Origin of the sequence: Aeromicrobium marinum DSM 15272, from assembly GCF_000160775.2 — a bacterium.
In the GTDB taxonomy this organism is placed as follows: domain Bacteria; phylum Actinomycetota; class Actinomycetes; order Propionibacteriales; family Nocardioidaceae; genus Aeromicrobium; species Aeromicrobium marinum.
The window spans coordinates 2958388-2979412 of record NZ_CM001024.1 but is presented as its reverse complement, the minus strand read 5'-3'; the positions used below and the strand labels follow the sequence as shown (position 1 = coordinate 2979412).

Sequence of the window (21025 nt, the reverse complement as noted above, 5' to 3'; positions counted from 1 at the left end):
GGCCGCATGAGGCTCGGGGGCGATCCGCAGGACCTGCGCGCCGACGCGCAGCGCGTCCGGGCCTGGGCCGACGCCGTCGACGACGCCGCGGCGCACGTGCTGCGCACGGCCGGCGTCGAGTGGCGAAGCAGCGCCGCCGACCGGTTCCGCGACCAGCTGGCCGAGCGTCGCCGCACCGCGATGGCCGTCGCCGACGACGTCCGACGGGTGGCCGACGAGATCGAGGCCCTGGCCACCACCCTCGAGGAACGGCAACGGACCCTGCAGAATCTGCTCGACCAGGCCGGTCGCACGATCGAGGAGGTCCAGCAGGCGGTGGCCGACGGCGCCGTCGACGTCATGGACGCCGCTCAGGGCTTCGCGAACGACGCGGTGGAGAAGGGCCAGGAGCTCGTCGGCCAGGCCCGTGACCTCGCCGGCGGACTGGGCCGGCTGCTGTGACCGTCGTGCTGGAACCCTCCGGCACCGCACTGCGGGCCCGGGTGGACGAGCCCGACTGGGCGGCGATCGTCGGTGACCACACCACCTCGTCACTGGCCCCCCTGCCCGGCACGCCCGCCTCCACGGTCGCGGCCGACCCCGCCGTGGCCGAGGCCGCCCTGCTGGCGGTCGACATGGGCGTCGTGGGGATCACCCTCGTCTCGGGCCGGGGTGACCGCGGCGTGCTCGCCCAGGTGGGGTGCGACCTGCGGTCCGTCGGCATCGCGGTCCGCGCGCTCGTCCCGGCCGACGACGGCTCCGGTCCGGTCGCGGTGCCCGGCATCGAGATCAGCGCCACCGTGCCGGAACACCTGGTCGCCGAGATCCTGCGGCTCCTGCCGGCCGCGGGACTGCAGCGACACACCCCGGCCGACCCGGTCACCCTGCCGTACGAGGCCTCGCTGTCGCTGTTCCTTGCCCTGACGACCGGCGACCACGCGCTCGCGCAGCACGTCGCGCAGCAGGCCGGATTCGCCGAGCCGCCGGAGGTTCTCGTCGCCCTCGCGGCCGGCACCACGGCCAGCGCCTCCCTCACGGTCCACGTGGCCGGGCACCGGGAGCAGAAGCTGCGGCAGTGGCTGCTCGCCGACGTGGGCTGGGTGGCGGTGTCCACCCAGGGCTCCCGCGTGACGCACACCGTCCGCAGCCGCGCCGAGATCGGTCATGACCTCGTCGACCTGCTCGCCGGGGCCTTCGAGGCAGCCGCGCGGGACGGTGACCACGATGGGTGACGGCCTGTCGATCAGCGGCGGGGCGGGCGGCATCACCGCGAACTACGAGGACATGGTCAGCTACGCGAACCTGCTGGACGAGGCGGGCGACGAGCTGCGCTCGGTCAGCGGAAGCCTCGCCGGTCTGCTCGTGGACGGCGACCTTTTACAGGCCACCGCGCTGTGCCCCGGGGAGGTGGCCGGGGTCCTGGCGACGATCGACTCGGCCGCGACCGGCCACCGGGGCGCCCTGTGGACCAGCGTCGAGCTGGAGGTCGCGGCCCGCTACCTGCGCACCAGCGTCGACGTCCTGCAGTTCACCGACGAGCAGCTCGCCCGGGCCGAGGAGCTGTGGTGGGACGCTGCCGGATTCACCGCCGGGGCGGTGCTCCCCGCGGCCGCGCTCGCGCTGCTCGTCGCGGCCGCCCAGAACCCGGCGCTCGCCGCCCAGCTGTACCTGAACCGTGACGCCCTCCTGGCCGACGTCCAAGAGACGTTGTACGACAACCCCTGGCTCATGGAGGCGTTGAGCCGGATGGCGCCGGGCCTGGTGCAGGGAGGCGCGTTCTCGCTGGCGGCCCTGTTGCCCGGCGGCCCGCTGCTCCTGGCCACCCTGAGCGACGGCAACTGGCCCACCGGCGACTACGCCTCGTCGGTCGCCGGCCTGCTGGCCCTCGCTCGGCTGGCGGGACACTTCGAGGACACCGGCGACTTCCGCGTGGATCGTGTCGGTGAGGCCGAGGAGATCCCGATCAGCCCCGACTCCGCGATCAGGACGATCTTTCAACAGCAGGGCCTGCTGTCGTCCGATCCCGGTCAGGTGCAGGTCATCGCGGTCGGCCATCCGCCCTCCTACATCGTTCAGATCCCAGGCACCCAGGTCCTCGACACCCAGCGCGGCGACAACCCGATCGACAACACCACCAACCTGACCCTGAGCGCGGGACAGGAGGCGATCATCACCGATCTGGTCGCCGAGGCCATGCGCAGGGCCGACATTCCCGCCGGCGCACCGGTGATGCTCACCGGACACAGCCAAGGTGGCATCACCGCGATGACGATGGCCTCCGATCCGGGCCTGCGCCGCGAGTTCAACGTGACCAGTGTCGTGACGGGCGGATCACCGGTGGGCCGATTCGACGTACCCGACCACGTCTCGGTGGTGTCGCTGGAGCACACCCAGGACTTCGTCCCGATGCTCGACGGGACGGCGAACCCCGACCGCTCCAACTGGACCACCGTACGGCGCGCACTCAGCGACTCCGAGGGGACAGACCGCGGCGCCAGGGGTCCGGTCACTGCGCACTCGACCGGCAACTACGCGAGCACCGGCTCCGACGTCGACGCGTCGACCGACCCCGGCATCGAGGCCTGGCGTCGACAGAACGAGCACTTCTTCGCTGGAACCGGCACCAGCACCCGCTACCAGATCACCCCGGAGCAGCCATGAGAATGCACTGGACCTTCATGATCGTCGCCGCGCTCCTCGCGGCCGGAGGCTGCACGCCGGGCCGCGACGACCCGACGCCCGCGTACACGCCGATCCCCGACGAGCAGCTCTACGCCCAGATCCTGGCGGTGCCGGGCATCCAGTCCGTCGACATCGCGTATGTGGACACGCTCGAGAATCTCTACGCGGGGAAGGTCGCCATCGCTCCCGACGCCGACGCCCAGGAAGTCTTGGACCGGGCCCACGCCATACTCCGGCAGGGCCGGGCCGACGCCGACATCAACCTGGTCGGCGTCCAGGACGGTCGCCAGGTCCGCTTCGAAGATCTTGACGTGGGGACCCGCGCCGAGCTGGAGCAGCGCTACGGCCCCCAGCCCGGCGACGGCACCCCGCCCGGCGACTGACTCCGGCGGTGGGTAGGCAACCGAATCGCGGGCCCAGGCGGTTGCTCACCCACCGACGGGAGCAGGGAAAGGTTGCTCACCCACCGCCCGTTCAGCGCGACCAGGGTGCCGCCGGGCGATCCGGGCTCGGGCCACGGTGGTGCCGCGACCGGGCGAGGGGCAGGATGGCCGTGACCCCCGCCACACCCGAGGAGCAGCATGCAGGTTGCGTTCAGCGTCGGCGACTTCCTCGCCCGCGCCCACACCGTCTACCCCGAGCGGGTCGCCGTCGTCGACGAGCCGCAGCAGACCGCACCGTCGTGGGGCGAGCTGACCTACGCCGACGTCATGCGCCTCGCACGGTCGCAGGCGGCGACGCTGGACGAGCTCGGCATCGAACCGGGTGCACGGGTCGCGATGATCTCGCACAACGCCGCCCGGATGCTGGTGTCGTTCTTCGGCGTCTCGGCCTGGGGTCGGGTGTTCGTGCCGATCAACTTCCGTCTCGCGGCCGCCGAGGTCGAGTACATCGTCGACCACTGCGGCGCCGAGGTCGTCATGCTGGATCCCGACCTGGCCCACCTGGCCGACGTGATCGACGCGCCGCACGTGTTCGTCCTGGGCCGCGACGACGACCGGATCTGGTCGAGCCGCGCCGAGCCCCGCCCGTGGGAGCCCGACGAGAACGCCACTGCGACGATCAACTACACCTCCGGCACCACCGCGCGGCCCAAGGGCGTGGAGCAGACCCACCGCGCGCTGTGGACCAACGCGACGGTCTTCGGCTGGCAGGCGTCGGTCAGCGACCGCGACGTGTACCTGCACACCCTGCCGATGTTCCACTGCAACGGGTGGGGCCAGGTCTACGGCGTCACGGGCATGGGCGGCCGGCACATCGTGCTGAGGCAGGTCGACGGCGCCGAGATCCTGCGCCGCATCGCCGAGCACGGCGTCACCTACCTGTGCTGCGCACCCGCGGTGCTGGCGATGGTCCTCGACGCCCTCGAGACGTGGGAGGGCGAGGTGCCCGGCCGTGACCGGGTCCGGTGCGTGGTCGCCGGTGCGCCGCCGCCGACCCGCACGATCGAGCGGGTCCGTGCAGAACTCGGTTGGGAGTTCATCCAGATCTACGGCCTGACCGAGACCGCGCCGCTGCTGACGATGAGCCGCATGCGCGAGGAGTGGGACGACCTCGAGGCGCCCGAGCAGGCCCGGCTCCTGGGTCGCGCCGGGGCGCCGGCGCTCAGCACCAGCATCATGCTCGACGACTCCGGAGAGATCCTGGCGCGCAGCAACACGGTGCTGCAGGGCTACTGGGACAACCCGGACGCCACCACCGAGGCGCTGGCCGGCGACTGGTTCCACACCGGCGACGGCGGGTCGTACGAGGACGGCTACGTCACCATCGCCGACCGCAAGAAGGACGTCATCATCAGCGGCGGCGAGAACGTCTCGTCGATCGAGGTCGAGGATGCACTGGCGTCGCACGACGCCGTGCGGGAGGTCGCCGTCATCGGCACGCCGGACGAACGGTGGGGCGAGCTGGTCACGGCGCTGGTCGTGGCCGACGGGGTGACCGCGGACGAGCTGATCGCGCACTGCCGGGAACGGCTGGCCGGCTACAAGTGCCCGAAGCGGATCGAGTTCCGCGACGAGCTCGCCCGCACCGCCACGGGCAAGCTGCAGAAGTTCAAGCTGCGGCAGGAGTTCTGGGCCGGCCACGACCGCCAGGTCAACTGACGGCCACGCCGGGCCGCTGCGTCAGCCCACGAGCCAGAGCCGCTGCAGCCCGGTGAAACCCTTCAGCTCGACCTCACGCACCTCGTCGAACACGAACTCGGTCGCGTCCAGCAGCGACTCGCGCAGCTCGTCGCTCACCAGCACCTCACCGCCGGCGGCCTCGGCCGCCACCCGGGCGGCGAGGGCCACGTTGCGGCCGAAGTAGTCGCCGTCCCGCGCGACCACGGCACCGCGGTGCAGACCGATCCGAACCGCGATGTCGTGGGACCGCAGCCGTCCGCGCTCGCGGCCGAGCCGCTCCTGGATCTCCAGGGCCGCGCGGACCCCGTCGGCGGACTGCCGGAAGACCACCATGAAGCCGTCGCCCTGGGTCTTGACCACGTGGCCGTCGTGGTTGGCCAGGGAGGTGCGGACCAGCTCGTCGTGGCGGGCGAGCACCTTGACGAACGCCCGGTCGCCCAGCCGTTCGTTCAGCGCGGTGGAGCCCTCGATGTCGGAGAAGAACACCGTCACCGTCCCGTCGGGCGCGGCGAACCTCTCGACCGCCGCCCGGTCCTCACGGACCCACTCGGTCAGGTCCTCGATCGACGACGCGACCAGGCCGCTGACCCCGCGCGTCCGCAGGATGTCGGCCGACTCGGTGACCGCCTTGACGGCCTTCTCGGCCCGGCGCACCACCAGCGGCGCCGAACGCCGCCGACGTCGCGGGTCACGGGCAGCCCGCTCGGCCTCCAGCCGTTTGACCAGCACCCGCGACCGGGTCAGCTGGGACCGCAGGACGACCGCGTACACAGACACGCCGCCCAGCAGCGCGACCAGGACGATCTCCAGCACGGACACCCCCGCATCCTCGCACCCCGGCGGGGCGCCGCCCCACGGGGATCAGCCGGTGTTGCGCAGGCCCGCCGCGATGCCGTTGACGGTGAGCAGCAGGGCGCGCCGCAGGTGCTCGTCGGTGGAGTCCGGGTCCTGACGCGACCGGGCCAGCAGGTCGACCTGGGCGTAGGAGATCGGCTGCAGGTACGTGTCGCGGATCTCCAGGGTGCGGCGCAGGGCCGGCTGGTGGTCGAGGAGCCGCTGCTCACCGGTGACGCGCAGCACCTCCTCGACCGTGATCGCGTGCTCGGCCCGGATCAGGTCGAACACGTGCTGCAGGTCGTCCGGCACCAGGGCGGAGACGTAGTGCGACGCGACCGCGAGGTCGGTCTTGGCCAGGGTCATCTCGACGTTGGAGATGAAGGTGCCGAAGAAGTGCCACTGCTCCAGCATCTGGGCGAGCGCGGCCTCGTGACCGGCCTCCCGCGCTGCGCGCAGGCCGCTGCCGACCCCGAACCAGCCCGGCACGATCTGGCGGGACTGCGTCCAGCCGAACACCCACGGGATCGCGCGCAGCCCGGAGATGTCACCACCGGAGTCGGGGCGCCGCGCCGGTCGCGACCCGATGTTGAGCCCACCCAGCTGGTCGACCGGTGTCGAGGCGAGGAAGTAGTCGAACAGCGACGGGTCCTCGACCAGCTCGCGGTAGGCGGCGTAGGCGCGACCGCTCACCAGCTCCATCGTGGTGTCCCAGTCGGTGAGGGTCTCGGCGGGTTGACGCGACTCGGTGTGCAGCGACGACGCCGTGAGGACCGCGGCCATCGACAGCTCGAGGTTCTCGCGCGCGAGCACCGGCAACGCGTACTTGTCGCTGATGACCTCGCCCTGCTCGGTGAACTTGATGTCGCCGGCCAGCACCCCCCACGGCTGGGCGAGGATCGCGTCGTAGGTGGGACCGCCGCCACGACCCACCGTGCCGCCACGACCGTGGAAGAGCCGCAAGGTCACGCCGTGCCGGGCCGCGACGTCCCGCAGACTGCGCTGGGCCTGGTGCAGCTCCCACTGGCTGGTGGTGATGCCGCCCTCCTTGTTGGAGTCGGAGTAGCCCAGCATGATCTCCTGCACCTCGCCGCGCAGGCTGACGATGCGCCGGTACACCGGGTCACCCAGCAGGTCGTCGAGCACGTCACCGGCCCGGCGGATCTCCTCGATGGTCTCCAGCAGCGGCACGAAGCCGATGCGGGCGACCGGCTCCGGGGAGTGCAGGTCGACCAGCCCGACCTCGCGCGCCAGGACGGCCGCCGCCAGCACGTCGTCGGCGCCCTGACTCATCGACACGATGTAGGACTCCACGACCTCCGGCCCGAACACACCGTGCATCTCGCGGATGACCTCGAACACGCCGTACGTGCGGGCGGCGGCCTCGTCGAGAGCGGGCGGCTGCGGGCTGAGCGGCCGGCGCGACCCCAGCTCGACGGACAGCAGACGGTGCCGGGCCGCCCGGTCGAGGTCGGCGTAGGCGACCGGCTGCTCACCGACCCGGTCGACGAGCAGCCCGACGGCGTGGTGGTGGGCGTCGGCGTGCTCCCGCACGTCCAGGGTGGCCAGGTGCAGTCCCACGAGCGAGGCCGTGCGGATCGTGTCGGCCACCATCCGGTCGGCGACGATCTCGCCGCCGTGGGCGCGCAGCGACCCGTCCACCAGGGCGAGGTCGGCGAGCAGCTCGGAGCGGTCGGCGTAGTCGTGGCCCGGGACGTGCGCGGCCCCGGCGGCGATGCGGTCGGCGGTGTGCTCGAGCTTCAGCCGCATGCACGACAGCTTGAGCCGGTAGGGCTCGGCGGCGTTGACGCTGAGCAGGCGCGGATCGAGGTCCGTGAGGACCTCGAGATCGACCTCGAGCGACGCGAGCAGGTCGTCGCCGACCCCGACCAGGTCGACCGAGGTCGACAGCTCACGGATCAGCACGTCGAGGCTGGCGGTGACGACGCGGTTGGCGATCCGGTGCTGCAGCCGCAGGACCTCACGGGTGATCTCGGGGGTCACGTTCGGATTGCCGTCGCGGTCGCCGCCGATCCACGACCCGAAGCTCAGCGGTCGGGCCGTGGCGGCGGGCCGGATGCCGTGGACGGCGAGCGTGTCGGCCAGATCGGCCGACAGGGTCGGCATGGTCTCGTCGAGGATGTCCTGCAGGTAGTAGACAGCATGCCGGGCCTCGTCGAGTGGGGTGGGCCGGTTGCGGCGCACCGGATCGGTCTGCCAGATGAGGTCGATCAGCTGGGCGAGGTTCGCGTCCTGCCGACGACGCAGCACCGTGTCGTCGTCCGACGGTTCGCCGAGGATGTCGGCGATCCGGCGGATCTTGGTGAGGGTGGACCGCCGGCTGACCTCGGTGGGGTGGGCGGTGAACACCGTCCGGATGTCGAGCGACGCGAAGGCCTCCGCGAGCGCACCCGGGCCCTGGTCCTCCACGATCTCGGCCACGGCCCGGTCGAGCCACCCCGTGCCGTACGGCCGGTCGACGACCTCCCGGACCCGCGCCACCTGCTCGGCCACGTTGGCCAGGTTGAAGTACACGCTGAACGCCCGCACGAGCGAGGCGACGGTGTCGGTGGGCAGCTCGTCGAGCAGGGCGTGTACCGTCGCCCGGTCCTCGGCCGCGCCCTCGTCGTCGCGGCGGCGGGACAGCACCCGCACCCGCTCGACCAGGTCGAACAGCTCCTGACCCTCCTGTCGGACGAGGGTCTGGCCGAGCAGGTCGGCGACCCGCCGCACGTCGCTGCGCAGGACCTCCTCCTGCGGGACGTCCGCAGGGAGGTTCTGCTCGGGCAGGCGGTCGGCGTGGGAGATCTCGGGCGTCACCCGACCAACCTACGTCGGTCAGGTGACGGCGAGGTTTCGCCGCGAGGGCGTCAGACCCGGTGCACCCGGGTCGACATGATCATGTCGGCGAAGGTCCGGCGCTCGCCGTCGAACAGCGGCACGAGGTAGCCGATGAGGCACGGCAGCGAGTCGAGGATGTGGGCCAGCTGGCGGACGAAGGTCAGGCCCGGCCCGATCGGCTCGCGGGTGCCGGCCCGGTGCACGCCGATGCCGAGGGCCTTCTTGCCCACGGTCTGACCCGTCGTGCCCTGCAGGTACAGCCAGTTGTAGCCGAACCACGCGAAGGCCAGCAGGTAGTACAGGACGGCCCCGACGCCGGCCAGCTGGAAGGAGAAGCTCCCGTCCCCGGTCTCGGACTCCCCGAAGAGCACCGCGCACACGACGAACACGACCAGCTGCGGGATGATGTCGATGATGAGGGCGCCGACCCGCTGCCCCCACGAGGCGAACGTGGTCGGGCTCTGCTCCGGCGGCGGCGGGGGCATCGATGGCTGGGTCATGGCGTCCTCCTGGTCTGCGGACCGCCAGACTAGGGGCCGCCCGGACCACCTGTCTGCGTTTCCGCGGGTGCCCGGCTCGCGCCGGTCCGTGAGCGGGGGACGGGCGGACCGGATCGATCACCCGCGGCGACCGGACGATCGTCGTGGTCCTGTCGGGGCGGCCCGGTGCAGCCGAGGATGGTCAGGTCCGTCGCACCTGCGCCTCCCGGGGGAACCACCATGAAGCACCACTCGTCCGTCCGGCGGCTCGCCGTCGGCGTCCTCGCCGCCCTGACCTTCTCGGTCGCCGTGGCTGGTCCGGCCGCGGCCGTCGACCCGACGCCCCGACCCCTCCTGTTCGGCTCCTTCGGCGGCGACAACTCGTTCCCCGCAGCGCTGGCGACGTCGATCGTCCGGCCGGCCGCGGACCCGGCCGGCGCGAACGACTGGTCCTGCCGGCCGTCGGCCCAGCACCCCCGGCCGGTCGTGCTGGTGCACGGGACGCTGGAGAACGCGTACAACAACTGGAACGGCCTGTCGCCGATCATCGAGGACCAGGGCTACTGCGTGTTCGCCCTCAACTTCGGCAACAGCACGGGCATCCCGTTCGTCAACGGCACCGGCGACCTGGTCGACAACGCCACCGAGGTCGGCGTGTTCGTCGACCGGGTGCTCGCCGCGACCGGCGCGACCCAGGTGGACCTGATCGGCCACTCGCAGGGCGGCATGATCTCGCGGTACTACACCAACGTGCTGGGCGGCGCGGACCACGTCGCGAACGTGGTCGGACTCGCCTCGTCCAACCGGCCGACGAACCTGTTCGGGATCACGCGGCTCGGGAGCACCCTGGGGCTGCTGGCACCGGTGTTCCTGGGCCTGGAGCTGCTCCAGCTGCCCGCCCTGGCCCAGCAGGTCGATCCGAGCCCCGCACCGCAGACACCGTTCTACCAGCGCCTCAACGGCAACGGGCAGACCGTCCCGGGCGTGACCTACACCAACATCGCCACCCGCAAGGACGAGGTCGTGACCCCCTACACCGCGGCCTTCATCGAGGCCGGCCCCGGCGCGACGGTCCACAACATCACGATCCAGGACGTGTGCCTGCTCGACCGGTCCGAGCACCTCAGCCTGTCGTACAGCAAGAACGTCGCCCAGATCATCCTCAACACCCTCGACCCGAGCGACGTCCACCGGGTGCGGTGCTTCGCCCAGCTCCCGCTGTTCGGCAACACCCAGCTCTTCGGCTGACCCCCTCGGCGCTGATTCCCAGGAAATCCCAGAAAACTGTCACGTCACCCCTGTTGCAACAGGGGACAGGTGACAGTTTTCTGGGATTTCCTGGGAATCAGCGGGGGGTGCGGCGCCAGACCGTGACGTGCTGCGACGCGAAGGGGACCGGCAGGTTCTGCACCTGGTCCGCCGCGGCCAGCTGTTGCTGCAGCTCGGCCACCTTCTCCTGCAGGGCCAGCACCTGGTTCTGCAGCTCGATGACGCGTTTCACGCCCTCCAGACCCAGGCCTTCGGCGGTCAGCCGGGCGATGGTCTGCAGCAGCTCGATGTCGCGCACCGAGTAACGGCGCCCGCCGCCGCCCGTGCGACCCGGCTCGACCAGTCCGAGCCGGTCGTAGGTGCGCAGGGTCTGCGGGTGCAGACCCGAGAGCTCGGCCGCCACGCTGATGACGAACACCTTCGCCTCGGGGCCCGGGGGTTGGAACTGCATGTCAGGTCACCGCCTCGAAGAGTCCGTCGCGGGGGGTCGTGCTGCCGCGCGCAGCGCGCAACGCCTCGAGCGCGGCTCGCTGCTCGTCGGTGAGGTCGTGCGGCACCTGCACCTCGACGGTGACCAGCAGGTCGCCGCGGGTGCCGTTCCTGCCGGGTGCGCCCTTGCCCTTGGCGCGGAAGGTGCGCCCTGCCGGGGTGCCCGCGGGCACCCGCAGACGGACCGGCGGGCCGTCGAGGGTCGGGACACTGATGTCGGCGCCCAGGGCGGCCTCGTCGAACGAGATCGGCACCGTGATGGTGAGGTGCTCGGCCTTGCGGCCGAACAGCGTGTGCGGCTCCACGTGCACGAGCAGCAGCAGGTCGCCGGCGGGGCCACCGCCGGCCCCTTGGCCGCCCTTGCCCTTGAGCCGGATCTTCTGGCCGTCCTTGACGCCGGCGGGCACCCGGACCTGCAGGGTGCGGCTCGACGGGGACCGCCCCGACCCGCGGCACGTGTCGCACGGGTGCTCGACCTTCAGGCCGCGGCCGCGACACTGCTGGCACGGCTCGGTCATGGCGAAGACGCCGCCGTTCGCGCCGGTCTGCATGCCGCTGCCCTGACAGTTGGTGCACACCTTCGGCACGGTGCCCGGGCGGGCGCCGGTGCCGTGGCAGGTGGTGCACGGCTCGTCACTGGTCATGCGCAACGGCAGGGTGACCCCCTCGACGGCCTGCTCGAAGGTGATGGTGGCTGCCGTCTCGAGGTCGTCGCCCCGCCGGGCCGTCGACCGGGCGCGCTGGCGGCCGCGGCCACCGAACACGCCCCCGAGGATGTCGCCGAGGTCGAAGTCGAACTGGGCCCCGCCGGGCTGGCCACCGGGCTGACCCCCCGGGAACCCCCCGCCGCGGAACTGTCCGAACAGCGTCCGCTGCTCGTCGTACTCCTTGCGCTTGGCCGGACTCGACAGCACCGCATAGGCCTCGGACACGGCCTTGAACCGCTCCTCGGCCGCCTTGTTGTTGGGGTTGGAGTCAGGGTGGTTGTCGCGCGCGAGCTTGCGGTAGGCCTTCTTGATCTCGTCGGCACCGGCGTCCTTCTTGACCCCGAGCACGGCGTAGAAGTCCTTGCTGGACCAGTCGCTGGCACTCATGCACGCACCTCCCTTCTCGTTGACTCAGTCGGTCGGGTCGTCGGTCGCGCCGGCTGACGTCGTGTCCGATTCTGCCGCCTCCGGGGCGTCGCCGGGCTCGACGACACCCACCGTGGCGGGCCGGAGCACCCGGTCGCCGACCCGGTAACCGATCCGCAGCACCTGCCCGACCGTCGTGACGGTGACGTCGGAGGACTCCCCGACCTGGAACACCGCCTCGTGCACGGCCGGGTCGAACGCGTCGCCCTCGGCACCGAACGCCTCGAGGTGGTGCTTGCCGACCGCAGACCGCAGCGCGTCGGCCACGGCCTTGAACCCACCGGTGAGCTCGCCGTGCTCCTCGGCCCGACCGAGGTCGTCCAGCACGGTCAGCAGGGAGTCGAGGACCTTCGCCTCACCCTGTGCCTTGACCAGCTCCCGGTCACGGTCGACGCGGCGCTTGTAGTTGACGTACTCCGCCTGCAGCCGCTGCAGGTCGGCGGTGCGCTCGGCGAGGTCGGCCTGAGCCGCCGCCAACGGGTCATCAGCACCGGCGGACCCGGCCGCGTCGTCGGCGGAGCCGTCGACAGCATCGCCGGCAGCGTCGTCGGCCGGGGCCGCCGGCGGGGTCTCCCCCGCCGGCGACTCCTCGACGTCACCCGGCTCGCCGGGTCCCGTCACTTGGTCTCACCCTCGTCGTCGACGATCTCGGCGTCGACCACGTCGTCGTCACCGGCGGCATCGGTGCCGTCGGCCGGCGCATCACCGGACGGCGCCGACGCGGCAGCCTCCGCGGCGGCCGCCTCGTACATCGCGGTGCCGAGCTTCTGGCTGGACTCGCCGAGCTTGGTGGTGGCCTCCTTGACCGCGTCCAGGTCCTCGCCCTGGAGGGTCTCGTTGAGGGCGTCGAGATCGGCCTGCACCTCGTTCTTGAGCTCCTCGCCGACCTTGTCGCCGTTCTCGGCCAGGAACTTCTCGGTGGTGTGGGCCAGCGACTCGCCGGTGTTGCGGACCTCGACGTCCTCGCGGCGCTTGCGGTCCTCCTCGGCGTACGCCTCGGCGTCCTTGACCATCTTGTCGATGTCGTCCTTGGACAGGGCCGAACCGCCGGTGATGGTCATCGACTGCTCCTTGCCGGTACCGCGGTCCTTGGCCGAGACGTTGACGATGCCGTTGGCGTCGATGTCGAAGGTCACCTCGATCTGCGGCACGCCGCGGGGGGCCGGGGGCAGGCCGGTGAGCTCGAAGGTGGCCAGCAGCTGGTTGCCGGACGCCATCTCGCGCTCGCCCTGGTACACCTGGATCGCGACCGACGGCTGGTTGTCGTCGGCGGTGGTGAAGACCTCGGAGCGCTTGGTCGGGATGGTGGTGTTGCGCTCGATGAGCTTGGTCATCACGCCGCCCTTGGTCTCGATGCCCAGGCTCAGCGGGGTGACGTCGAGCAGCAGGACGTCCTTGACCTCGCCCTTGAGCACGCCGGCCTGCAGGCTGGCGCCCACCGCGACGACCTCGTCGGGGTTGACGCCCTTGTTGGGCTCGCGGCCGCCCGTGAGGCCCTTGACCACCTCGGTCACGGCCGGCATGCGGGTGGAGCCGCCGACCATGACGACGTGGTCGATGTCGGCCACCTTGATCCCGGCGTCACGGATGACGTTGTTGAACGGCGCCTTGGTGCGCTCGAGCAGGTCGGCGGTGATCTTCTCGAACTCGCTGCGGCTCAGCGTCTCCTCGAGGAAGACGGGGTTGCCGTCCTGCACGGTGATGTAGGGCAGGTTGATCGCGGTCGACGACGAGCTGGACAGCTCGATCTTGGCCCGCTCGGCGGCCTCGCGGATGCGCGGCATCGCCATCTTGTCCTTGGTGAGGTCGATGCCGGTCTTGGACTTGAAGTTCGACACGATCCAGTTGATGACCGCCTCGTCCCAGTCGTCACCACCGAGGTGGTTGTCGCCGCTGGTGGCCTTGACCTCGATGACACCGTCACCGATCTCCAGCAGCGAGACGTCGAACGTGCCGCCACCGAGGTCGAACACGAGGATCGTCTGGTCGTCGCCCTTGTCGAGGCCGTACGCCAGGGCCGCGGCCGTCGGCTCGTTGATGATCCGGCTGACGTTGAGGCCGGCGATCTCGCCGGCCTCCTTGGTGGCCTGGCGCTGGTGGTCGTTGAAGTAGGCGGGCACGGTGATGACCGCGTCGGTCACCGCCTCGCCCAGGTACGCCTCGGCGTCGCGCTTGAGCTTCTGCAGGATGAAGGCGCTGATCTGCTGGGGGTTGAACGTCTTGCCGTCGACCTCCGAGCTCCAGTCGGTGCCCATGTGGCGCTTGACCGAGCGGATCGTGCGGTCGACGTTGGTGACACCCTGGCGCTTGGCGACCTCACCGGCCAGCACCTCCCCGTCCTTGGCGAAGGCGACGACCGACGGGGTCGTGCGCGCTCCCTCGGCGTTGGCGATGACGGTGGGCTCTCCGCCCTCCAGGACGGCCACGACGGAGTTCGTCGTGCCGAGGTCGATTCCGACGGCGCGTGCCATGGTGTTCCTCCTGCTGATCGGGGACTACGAGTGCTTGAAGACTGTCAGTCAGATGACTTGAGTCTGACCGTATCAACCTCGATCCAGCGTGGATCATTCCCCTCCCACGCCCCGCAGCACCGGCCCGCGCGGTCAGGGCCTCCAGGCGGGGTCACGGCCGATGAAGCCCAGGAGGCGGTCCTGCACCGGGGCGTCGGCGGGCACCGGCACGGCCGGCCCGTACTGGCCGGAGTCCCGCAGGAGCTGCTCCATCGGCTGCATGCCGGCCAGCATCTCGACGCTGAACTCCTCGTCGAGGGAGTCGTCCTGACCGGTCGCGCGGGCGAGGTCCCAGGTGTGCAGGAAGACGTCGGCCGTGTAGAACCGGTCGATCGCCTGGTCGAGCGGCTGGGTGCCGACGTGCGGGTGGGTGAAGTCGCGGCCGGGGTCGGGGCCGTCGAGGAGCGCCTGCACCTGCTCGCCGTGGTGCTCCCAGGCCGCGACCGGATCCTCGTCGACCGCCGGACCCGGCGCCAGCTCCACCCCTCCGGCGGCGAGGAACCCGGGCAACCACTCGACGAGGTGTCGCACGACGTCGCGCGCCGTCCACCCGTCGACAGGGGCCGGGACGGACCAGTCCGTCACGCCTGCGACCCGCTCGCCGAATCTCGCGGCCACCGCTCGGTGGTGCTCGGCGGCGGTCATGCCTCGACGTCCCCGAGCATCGCGTCGAGCTTGGCGTAGCCCTGGTCGACGCCGACCTCCATGCCGCTGCGCAGCCACGCGTCGCGACCCTCGAACGAGTCGACCAGCGACTGCGCGTGCAGGCGGGTACGACCGTCGCCGAGGTCCTCGAAGCGCAGAGTCTCGAGCGAGACCTCCTCCGGCATCCCCTCCCAGGTGAAGGTCTGCACGATCGTGTCGGCGCTGATCCGGTGGAAGCAGCCGCGGAAGCCGTACTCCTCGCCGTCGCGGCCGGCCACGTAGCGCCAGGCACCACCGTTGCGGGCGTCCCACTCCACGATGCGGGTCTCCATCCCGTCGGGTCCGACCCAGCGCGCGAACAGGTCGGGGTCGGTGTGGGCACGGACGAGCTGAGCGGGGGTGGCAGCGAAGTCGCGCGTGATGCGGATGATCGGGAGAGCGGGATCGGCCTCGATCGTGGCCTCGGTGGCAGTGGTCATGATGCGGTTCCTTCCTCGGCGGACGTGACGGTGGCGTCGTCCAGGGCGGCCAGCACGGCATCGAGCCGCTGGTACCGCTGCTCGGCCTGACGGCGGTAGCGCTCGATCCACTTCGTCATCAGGTCGAACACCTCCGCCTCCAGGTGCACGGGGCGGCGCTGCGCGTCCTTGGTGCGACTGACCAGACCCGCGTCCTCCAGCACCCGCAGGTGCTTCGACACGGCCTGGACGGTCACGTCGTAGGGGTCGGCGAGCTCGCCCACCGTGGCGTCGGCCACGGTGAGTCGCGCCACGATGTCGCGGCGGGTCGGGTCGGCCAAGGCGGCGAACACCCGCGAGAGCTGGTCAGCCATGTCACGTCCTCAACTGTTGGGTTGAGAACCACGGAACCACGACCGGTCGGCCTTGTCAACCATCTGGTTGCAGACGGTGGCGGTAGGTGAGGTACCGAACGACCGCCTGATGCGGTTGCTCACCCACCGCCGGTCCGGGGGAAGGGTTGCTCACCCACCGCCCACGGGTCAGCGGCCGGCGCCGACGAGCTCGCGGTCGTCGCGGGCGAGCGCCTCGCCCTCGATGTCGAGGTTCGGCAGGGCCCGTTCGAGCGACGTCGGGAGCCACCACATACGGTCGCCGACCAGCGCCATGAACGCCGGCACGAGGGTCATCCGCACGAGGAACGCGTCAGCCAGCACGCCCACGGCAAGGCCGAAGCCGATCGACTTGATGATGACGTCGTCGCCCAGAGCGAACCCGCCGAAGACGCCGACCATGATCGCGGCGGCCGCGGTGACCACGCGGGCACCGTGCTGGAAGCCGGTCACGACCGCCTCGGTCGCCTCGGCGCCGTGCACGTACTCCTCCCGCATCCGCGACACGAGGAACACCTCGTAGTCCATCGCGAGTCCGAACAGGATGCCGGTCAGCAGCAGCGGCAGCATGAACAGCACCGGGCCCGGGTTGTCGACGCCGATCAGATCGGCGAACCAGCCCCACTGGAAGACCGCGACGGTCGCACCCAGCGCGACACCGACGGAGATGAGGAACCCGCCCACGGCCTTGAGAGGCACCAGGATCGACCGGAACACCACCGTGAGCAGGACCAGGGCGAAACCGACGACCACCAGCAGGTACTTCGGCAGCGCCGAGCCGAGGCTCTCGGAGATGTCGACGCCGAGAGCGGTCTGACCGGTCACGAGCGCCCGCGCGCCGGTCTGGTCGGGCAGGTCGGCCAGGGCGACCCGCAGGTCGTCGACCAGCTGCTGGGTGGCGGCGTCCGACGGGCCGCTCTCGGGAATCACGGTGATGGTCGCGTACTGCGCGTCCGCGAACTGCTGCTGGAAGTCGGCGAGCTCCTCCGGCGTCGCGTCGGCCGGCGGAGCCGGCGCGATGACCTGGGCGACGTCCTCCTCGACACCGGACACCGCGGCGACGGCACGGTCGACCGCGGCGCCGGGATCAGCCGCACCGGCGACGTCGACGACGACGAGCAGCGGACCGTTGGTACCCGCGCCGAAGTTGTCGGCGATCAGGTCGTAGGCGACCCGGGGGCCCGAGCCGTCCGAGGCCGAGCCGTCGTCCGGGAGCGCCAGCTGCAACGAGGCCACCGGGATCGCCAGGACCGCGGCGACGGCCAGCCCGGCGCCGAAGGTGACGCCCTTTCGCCGGGTGATCAGGTCGGCCCAGCGACGACCGAGGGTGCGGACGTCCTTCGCCTCGGGGTCGCGGGCCTTCACACCCGGCAGTCGGTCGCGTCGGATCCGGGTCCCGGCGAACCCGAAGACCGCCGGCAGCATCGTCAGGGCGATCAGGACCGCGATGCCGACCGTGGCCGACGCGGCCAGGCCCATCTCGGTCAGGAAGGAGATGCCGACGACCGAGAGACCGGCGAGCGCCGCCATCACGGTGAGCCCGGCGAACACGACGGCCGAACCGGCCGTGCCGACCGCATGTCCGGCGGCCTCCTCCAGAGGACGACCTGAGGCCACCTCGTGCCGGTAGCGCGACACGATGAACAGGGCGTAGTCGATGCCCACCGCGAGCCCGAGCATCGTCGCGAGGATCGGGGTGGTCGCCCCGAGGTCCATGAAGCCGGTGAGGGTGGTGATGCCGGCGACGCCGATGCCCACCCCGACCAGGGCGGTCAGCAACGGCATGCCGGCCGTCAGCAACGAGCCGAAGGTGAGGACGAGCACGATGATCGCGACACCGATGCCGATCAGCTCGGCGGTCCCGCCGTGGGGCACCTCCTGCACGGCGTCGCCCCCGATGGCGACCTGCAGTCCGGCACCGCGGGCCGCGTCCGGGGCCGACTCGAGGGCCTCCTTGTCGGCAGCGGTGAGCTCGATGGAGTTGACCGCGTACGACACGGTGGCGTAGCCGGTGCGGCCGTCGTCGGAGATCGCGCCGGCCGTGAACGGGTCGACAGCGCTGACGACGTTGTCGGTGGTCAGGGCGTCGACGGTGTCGAGCACCAGCCGCTCGTTGGCGGGGTCGTCGAGCCGCTCACCCCCGGGCGCACGGAACACCACCCGTGCCGTCGCTCCGTCCGGCGCAGCCTCGGGCGTGCGCTCCTTGATCAGGTCGAACGCCTCGGTGGACTCGATGCCGGGAATGCTGAACTCGTCGGACGTGTCACCGGACAGGGTCGTGGCCCCGATGCCGACGGCCACGAGCAGGCCCAGCCACACCGACACGACGATGCGGCGATGACGGAACGACCAGCGTCCGATGCGGAACAGGTGCCGGGCCATGGGGTCTCCTCGAGAAGGTGGGGAAGGGTCAGCGGACGGTGAGGGCGGGCAGGAGGACGATGTCGACCCAGCTGTGCAGGAAGTCGGCGTCGGGCTCCGTGCCGGAGACGAGGTCGTGCAGGACGAACGGCGCGATGAACGCGGTGACGAGGTGCTCGCGGCCGGTCCAGTCGGCGTCGACCTCCCCGCGGTCGGTCGCCCGGTCCAGGACCGACCCGAGGGTCGACCGGATGCTGGCGAGGATCTGCTCCCGCAGGGCGGCCCCGAGCTCCGGGCTGGCCTTCACCGCGTGCATGAGGGCGGCGATCAGGTCGTTCTGGTACGACATCTGGGCGCGGTTGCGCAGGCCGCGGTCGACCAGCTCGTGCAGGTCGGTGCCGAGCGTGCCGGTGTCGGGCGGCTCCTCGTCGATCGAGGCCGACGAACCCAGCGCGTCGACGACCAGGTCGAGCTTGCTGCCCCACTGGCGGTACAGGGTCGCCTTGCTGCTGCGCGTCACCTCGGCGATCCGGTCCATCGTGACCTTCTCGTAGCCGTGCTCGGCGACGAGCATCAGCACACCACGGTGCAGCTCGTCGAGCCGGTCGGCGGTGAGGCGGGTCATGGTGCTCCTGAGCAGGTCGACGACTGGACGTCATCGAAACGAGACGGTTTCGTTTCGACTGTAGGCCGACCTCCGGGGCGGCTGAAATCGGGAGGCCGTGACCTTGGTCACGACCGTGCGCGGCCGGCAGCCTAGGCTCCTGCCATGCATCGGACCCGCCTCGCGCTCGTCGCCCCCTTGTTGTTGATCGGCCTGCTCGTCGGCTGTGGGTCCGACGAGGCGGACGACGACGGCGAGGACCGCCCCGCAGCCACTGCCACCGTGTCGGCCGACGCGGACGGGCCGACCGTCGACGCCGGCACGGTCGGCACCGACGACTTCTCGTTCACCCCGCCGGACGGCTGGCGCGATGCGGCCGGCGAGGTCCCGGGTTTCGCCCCCGAGGTCCTGTTCGTCGAACCGACCCAGGGTCCGTTCGCGACCAACGTCAACGTCATCCGCAGCACCGGTGCGCTGGACCTGTCGGCCGACGAGGTGGTGTCGCAGGGCTTCGCCGAGCTCGAGTCGGTCGGATTCACCGGCATGGCCGAGGGCGACCCGTACGAGGTCGACGGCGAGACGGCATCGGTCATCACGGCCACCGCCGCGACGGGCACGTCCGTCAGCCGCCAGTACCTCGTGACCCACGCGGGTGCGCGCTACATCATCACCTTCTCCTTCGGCGTCGACGTCCCCGACGACGAGCGGGTCGAGACCGCCGAGTCGCTGCTCGCCACGTGGCGCTGGGCCGACTGACCCTCACCGGCCGCGGTCGGGGCAGGTCGACCCGAGTCGGTCGCACGGTGATGATGGTCCCGTGACCGACCTGCACGAGCTCGACGCCCATGACCAGGCCGACCTGCTGACCCGCCGGGTGGTCAGCGCCGTCGAGCTGGTGAGCCACCACCTCGACCGCGCCGACCGGCTCGGACCCGACCTCGGGGCGTTCGTGACCCTCACGCCGGACCGTGCGCTGCGGGCCGCCCACGACGCCGACCGTCGCCGGGCCGCGGGTGAGGTGCCGATCTTCTGCGGTGTCCCCACGGCGTTCAAGGACCTCACCCCCACGGCGGGTGTCCGCACGACGATGGGGTCGGCCCTCCTGGCCGACGCGGTGCCGGACACCGATGCGCACGTGGTGCGCCTCGTCGAGCAGGCCGGCTTCGTCAGCCTGGGCAAGACCAACACTCCCGAGTTCGGACTGTCCTCGTACACCGACAACGACGTGGTGGGGCCGGCGGCGACCCCGTGGGACCCCTCCCGCAATGCCGGGGGTTCCAGCGGGGGTGCGGCAGCGGCCGTCGCCGCGGGGCTGGTGCCGCTGGCCGCCGGCAGCGACGGCGGCGGGTCGATCCGGATCCCGGCGAGCTGCTGCGGCGTGGTCGGGTTCAAGCCGAGCCGCGGCCGGGTGAGCCCGGGGCCGGCCGGCAGCGACTGGAACGGCCTGGCCGGGGACGGGCCGCTGGCCCGCACCGTCCGGGACGCCGCCGCGCTCCTCGACGTGCTCGCGGTCCGACAGGTGGGCGACGCCCGCGGTCTGCCCGATCCGCCGACCCCGTTCGCGTCGTGCGTCGACCGCGACCCCGGGCGTCTGCGCATTGCGCGGTGGTCGCAGCCGTACCTGCCGGGCATCGAGACCGATCCGGCGGTGGTGGCGGTGTGGGAGGACGCCGGCCGACTCCTGGCCGCCCTCGGTCACGACGTCGTCGACGTGCCGAACCCGTTCCCCGCCGAGCTGGAGCCGCAGTTCAACGTCGTGTGGTCCAGCGGCATGGCCGCCGCTCCGATCCCCGACGAGGCCGCGCCGATGCTGCGGGCCAACACCCGCTACTGGCGTGAGCGCGGCGGTCGCGCCACGGCGGCCGAGCTGGCCGCAGCGATGCAGTTCCTCGACCTCACCACCCGCGGGGTGATGACCGGTCTGGCCGACTTCGACGCCTTCCTCACCCCGACGCTGGCGATGCCGCCGCAACCACACGCCTGGTTCACCGAGTCCGGCGACCCCGCCGAGGACCACCGGCGCGAGCTGATGTTCACGCCGTTCACCGCGGTCTACAACATGGCCGGCGTCCCGGCGGCGAGCCTGCCCCTCGGGTCGGTCGACGGGCTGCCGGTCGGGGTGATGCTGGCCACCCACGCGGGCCACGACGCCGAGCTCTTCAGCCTGCTGGGTCAGGTGGAGGCCGCCGCCCCGTGGGCGGGTCGCCGACCCGGCTGACCCCCTCG

At 71.5% G+C, this 21025-nt stretch carries 20 protein-coding genes; 8 read left to right on the top strand and 12 right to left on the bottom strand.

Annotated features, from left to right (window positions below):
* The first annotated feature begins 6 nt into the window (after positions 1-6).
* The 5 genes from HMPREF0063_RS14970 (at position 7) to HMPREF0063_RS14950 (ending at position 4763) form a co-directional block, all read left to right on the top strand.
* The gene (locus HMPREF0063_RS14970; RefSeq protein WP_007079546.1) at positions 7-441 is read left to right on the top strand and encodes a hypothetical protein; all 435 of its coding nucleotides are present in this window, start codon (positions 7-9) and stop codon (positions 439-441) included.
* Between the two features lie 5 nt (positions 442-446).
* Positions 447-1211, top strand: a complete 765-nt coding sequence (locus tag HMPREF0063_RS14965) for a hypothetical protein (RefSeq protein ID WP_156794152.1) — start codon at positions 447-449, stop codon at positions 1209-1211.
* Positions 1204-2640 (top strand): alpha/beta hydrolase family protein, encoded by a 1437-nt coding sequence (locus tag HMPREF0063_RS14960; RefSeq protein ID WP_007079544.1) that lies wholly within the window; start codon positions 1204-1206, stop codon positions 2638-2640. Before HMPREF0063_RS14965 ends, HMPREF0063_RS14960 begins: the two co-directional genes overlap by 8 nt.
* On the top strand, positions 2637-3044 hold the full coding sequence (locus HMPREF0063_RS14955) for a hypothetical protein (protein WP_007079543.1): 408 nt from the start codon (positions 2637-2639) through the stop codon (positions 3042-3044). The genes HMPREF0063_RS14960 and HMPREF0063_RS14955 overlap by 4 nt, the downstream gene beginning before the upstream one ends.
* A gap of 198 nt (positions 3045-3242) precedes the next feature.
* Entirely contained in the window at positions 3243-4763 is a 1521-nt protein-coding gene (locus tag HMPREF0063_RS14950) for an AMP-binding protein (RefSeq protein ID WP_007079542.1), read from the top strand.
* 21 nt (positions 4764-4784) lie between these two features.
* On the opposite strand, the gene HMPREF0063_RS14945 is transcribed toward HMPREF0063_RS14950, so the two are convergent.
* From HMPREF0063_RS14945 to HMPREF0063_RS14935, 3 genes are read right to left on the bottom strand one after another with little or no spacing between them, the layout of a single operon-like run.
* A complete protein-coding gene (locus HMPREF0063_RS14945) occupies positions 4785-5603 on the bottom strand; it encodes an adenylate/guanylate cyclase domain-containing protein (protein ID WP_007079541.1) in 819 nt (272 codons plus the stop codon).
* Between the two features lie 42 nt (positions 5604-5645).
* Positions 5646-8438, bottom strand: coding sequence for a phosphoenolpyruvate carboxylase (ppc, locus tag HMPREF0063_RS14940; protein WP_007079540.1), 2793 nt, complete (start codon positions 8436-8438; stop codon positions 5646-5648).
* A gap of 50 nt (positions 8439-8488) precedes the next feature.
* Complete coding sequence (locus HMPREF0063_RS14935) at positions 8489-8959, bottom strand: RDD family protein (RefSeq protein WP_007079539.1); 471 nt, start codon at positions 8957-8959, stop codon at positions 8489-8491.
* 219 nt (positions 8960-9178) lie between these two features.
* On the opposite strand from HMPREF0063_RS14935, the gene HMPREF0063_RS14930 reads away from it, so the two are divergent.
* Positions 9179-10186, top strand: coding sequence for an alpha/beta hydrolase (locus HMPREF0063_RS14930; protein WP_007079538.1), 1008 nt, complete (start codon positions 9179-9181; stop codon positions 10184-10186).
* Between the two features lie 97 nt (positions 10187-10283).
* Here HMPREF0063_RS14930 and HMPREF0063_RS14925 read toward each other — a convergent pair whose 3' ends face one another.
* From HMPREF0063_RS14925 to HMPREF0063_RS14885, 9 genes are all read right to left on the bottom strand, one after another.
* On the bottom strand, positions 10284-10658 hold the full coding sequence (locus tag HMPREF0063_RS14925; RefSeq protein ID WP_007079537.1) for a heat shock protein transcriptional repressor HspR: 375 nt from the start codon (positions 10656-10658) through the stop codon (positions 10284-10286).
* 1 nt (position 10659) lies between these two features.
* Positions 10660-11790 carry a molecular chaperone DnaJ gene (gene dnaJ, locus HMPREF0063_RS14920; protein WP_007079536.1) on the bottom strand — a complete coding sequence of 377 codons (1131 nt, stop codon included), beginning with the start codon at positions 11788-11790 and terminating at the stop codon, positions 10660-10662.
* Between the two features lie 24 nt (positions 11791-11814).
* Positions 11815-12450, bottom strand: coding sequence for a nucleotide exchange factor GrpE (grpE, locus tag HMPREF0063_RS14915; RefSeq protein ID WP_007079535.1), 636 nt, complete (start codon positions 12448-12450; stop codon positions 11815-11817).
* A complete protein-coding gene (gene dnaK / locus HMPREF0063_RS14910; RefSeq protein ID WP_007079534.1) occupies positions 12447-14300 on the bottom strand; it encodes a molecular chaperone DnaK in 1854 nt (617 codons plus the stop codon). Before dnaK ends, grpE begins: the two co-directional genes overlap by 4 nt.
* Before the next feature lie 132 nt (positions 14301-14432).
* Positions 14433-14984: a TIGR03086 family metal-binding protein gene (locus tag HMPREF0063_RS14905; protein ID WP_007079533.1), complete on the bottom strand. Its 552-nt coding sequence runs from the start codon at positions 14982-14984 to the stop codon at positions 14433-14435.
* Positions 14981-15463 (bottom strand): SRPBCC domain-containing protein, encoded by a 483-nt coding sequence (locus HMPREF0063_RS14900; protein WP_007079532.1) that lies wholly within the window; start codon positions 15461-15463, stop codon positions 14981-14983. The genes HMPREF0063_RS14905 and HMPREF0063_RS14900 overlap by 4 nt, the downstream gene beginning before the upstream one ends.
* On the bottom strand, positions 15460-15816 hold the full coding sequence (locus HMPREF0063_RS14895) for an ArsR/SmtB family transcription factor (RefSeq protein WP_007079531.1): 357 nt from the start codon (positions 15814-15816) through the stop codon (positions 15460-15462). The genes HMPREF0063_RS14900 and HMPREF0063_RS14895 overlap by 4 nt, the downstream gene beginning before the upstream one ends.
* A gap of 168 nt (positions 15817-15984) precedes the next feature.
* Entirely contained in the window at positions 15985-18216 is a 2232-nt protein-coding gene (locus tag HMPREF0063_RS14890) for an MMPL family transporter (RefSeq protein WP_007079530.1), read from the bottom strand.
* 28 nt (positions 18217-18244) lie between these two features.
* Positions 18245-18820, bottom strand: coding sequence for a TetR/AcrR family transcriptional regulator (locus HMPREF0063_RS14885; RefSeq protein ID WP_007079529.1), 576 nt, complete (start codon positions 18818-18820; stop codon positions 18245-18247).
* Between the two features lie 144 nt (positions 18821-18964).
* Here HMPREF0063_RS14885 and HMPREF0063_RS14880 point away from each other — a divergent pair, with 144 nt between their 5' ends.
* Positions 18965-19555: a hypothetical protein gene (locus tag HMPREF0063_RS14880; RefSeq protein WP_007079528.1), complete on the top strand. Its 591-nt coding sequence runs from the start codon at positions 18965-18967 to the stop codon at positions 19553-19555.
* Between the two features lie 61 nt (positions 19556-19616).
* Positions 19617-21017 carry an amidase gene (locus HMPREF0063_RS14875; protein WP_007079527.1) on the top strand — a complete coding sequence of 467 codons (1401 nt, stop codon included), beginning with the start codon at positions 19617-19619 and terminating at the stop codon, positions 21015-21017.
* The last annotated feature ends 8 nt before the right edge of the window (positions 21018-21025 follow it).

Coding starts and splice junctions, on each gene's coding strand:
- HMPREF0063_RS14970 (WP_007079546.1), top strand. CDS start 7: ATGAGGCTCGGGGGCGATCCGCAGGACCTGCGCGCCGACGCGCAGCGC.
- HMPREF0063_RS14960 (WP_007079544.1), top strand. CDS start 1,204: ATGGGTGACGGCCTGTCGATCAGCGGCGGGGCGGGCGGCATCACCGCG.
- HMPREF0063_RS14955 (WP_007079543.1), top strand. CDS start 2,637: ATGAGAATGCACTGGACCTTCATGATCGTCGCCGCGCTCCTCGCGGCC.
- HMPREF0063_RS14950 (WP_007079542.1), top strand. CDS start 3,243: ATGCAGGTTGCGTTCAGCGTCGGCGACTTCCTCGCCCGCGCCCACACC.
- HMPREF0063_RS14935 (WP_007079539.1), bottom strand. CDS start 8,959: ATGACCCAGCCATCGATGCCCCCGCCGCCGCCGGAGCAGAGCCCGACC.
- HMPREF0063_RS14930 (WP_007079538.1), top strand. CDS start 9,179: ATGAAGCACCACTCGTCCGTCCGGCGGCTCGCCGTCGGCGTCCTCGCC.
- HMPREF0063_RS14925 (WP_007079537.1), bottom strand. CDS start 10,658: ATGCAGTTCCAACCCCCGGGCCCCGAGGCGAAGGTGTTCGTCATCAGC.
- dnaJ (WP_007079536.1), bottom strand. CDS start 11,790: ATGAGTGCCAGCGACTGGTCCAGCAAGGACTTCTACGCCGTGCTCGGG.
- dnaK (WP_007079534.1), bottom strand. CDS start 14,300: ATGGCACGCGCCGTCGGAATCGACCTCGGCACGACGAACTCCGTCGTG.
- HMPREF0063_RS14905 (WP_007079533.1), bottom strand. CDS start 14,984: ATGACCGCCGCCGAGCACCACCGAGCGGTGGCCGCGAGATTCGGCGAG.
- HMPREF0063_RS14900 (WP_007079532.1), bottom strand. CDS start 15,463: ATGACCACTGCCACCGAGGCCACGATCGAGGCCGATCCCGCTCTCCCG.
- HMPREF0063_RS14895 (WP_007079531.1), bottom strand. CDS start 15,816: ATGGCTGACCAGCTCTCGCGGGTGTTCGCCGCCTTGGCCGACCCGACC.
- HMPREF0063_RS14890 (WP_007079530.1), bottom strand. CDS start 18,216: ATGGCCCGGCACCTGTTCCGCATCGGACGCTGGTCGTTCCGTCATCGC.
- HMPREF0063_RS14885 (WP_007079529.1), bottom strand. CDS start 18,820: ATGACCCGCCTCACCGCCGACCGGCTCGACGAGCTGCACCGTGGTGTG.
- HMPREF0063_RS14880 (WP_007079528.1), top strand. CDS start 18,965: ATGCATCGGACCCGCCTCGCGCTCGTCGCCCCCTTGTTGTTGATCGGC.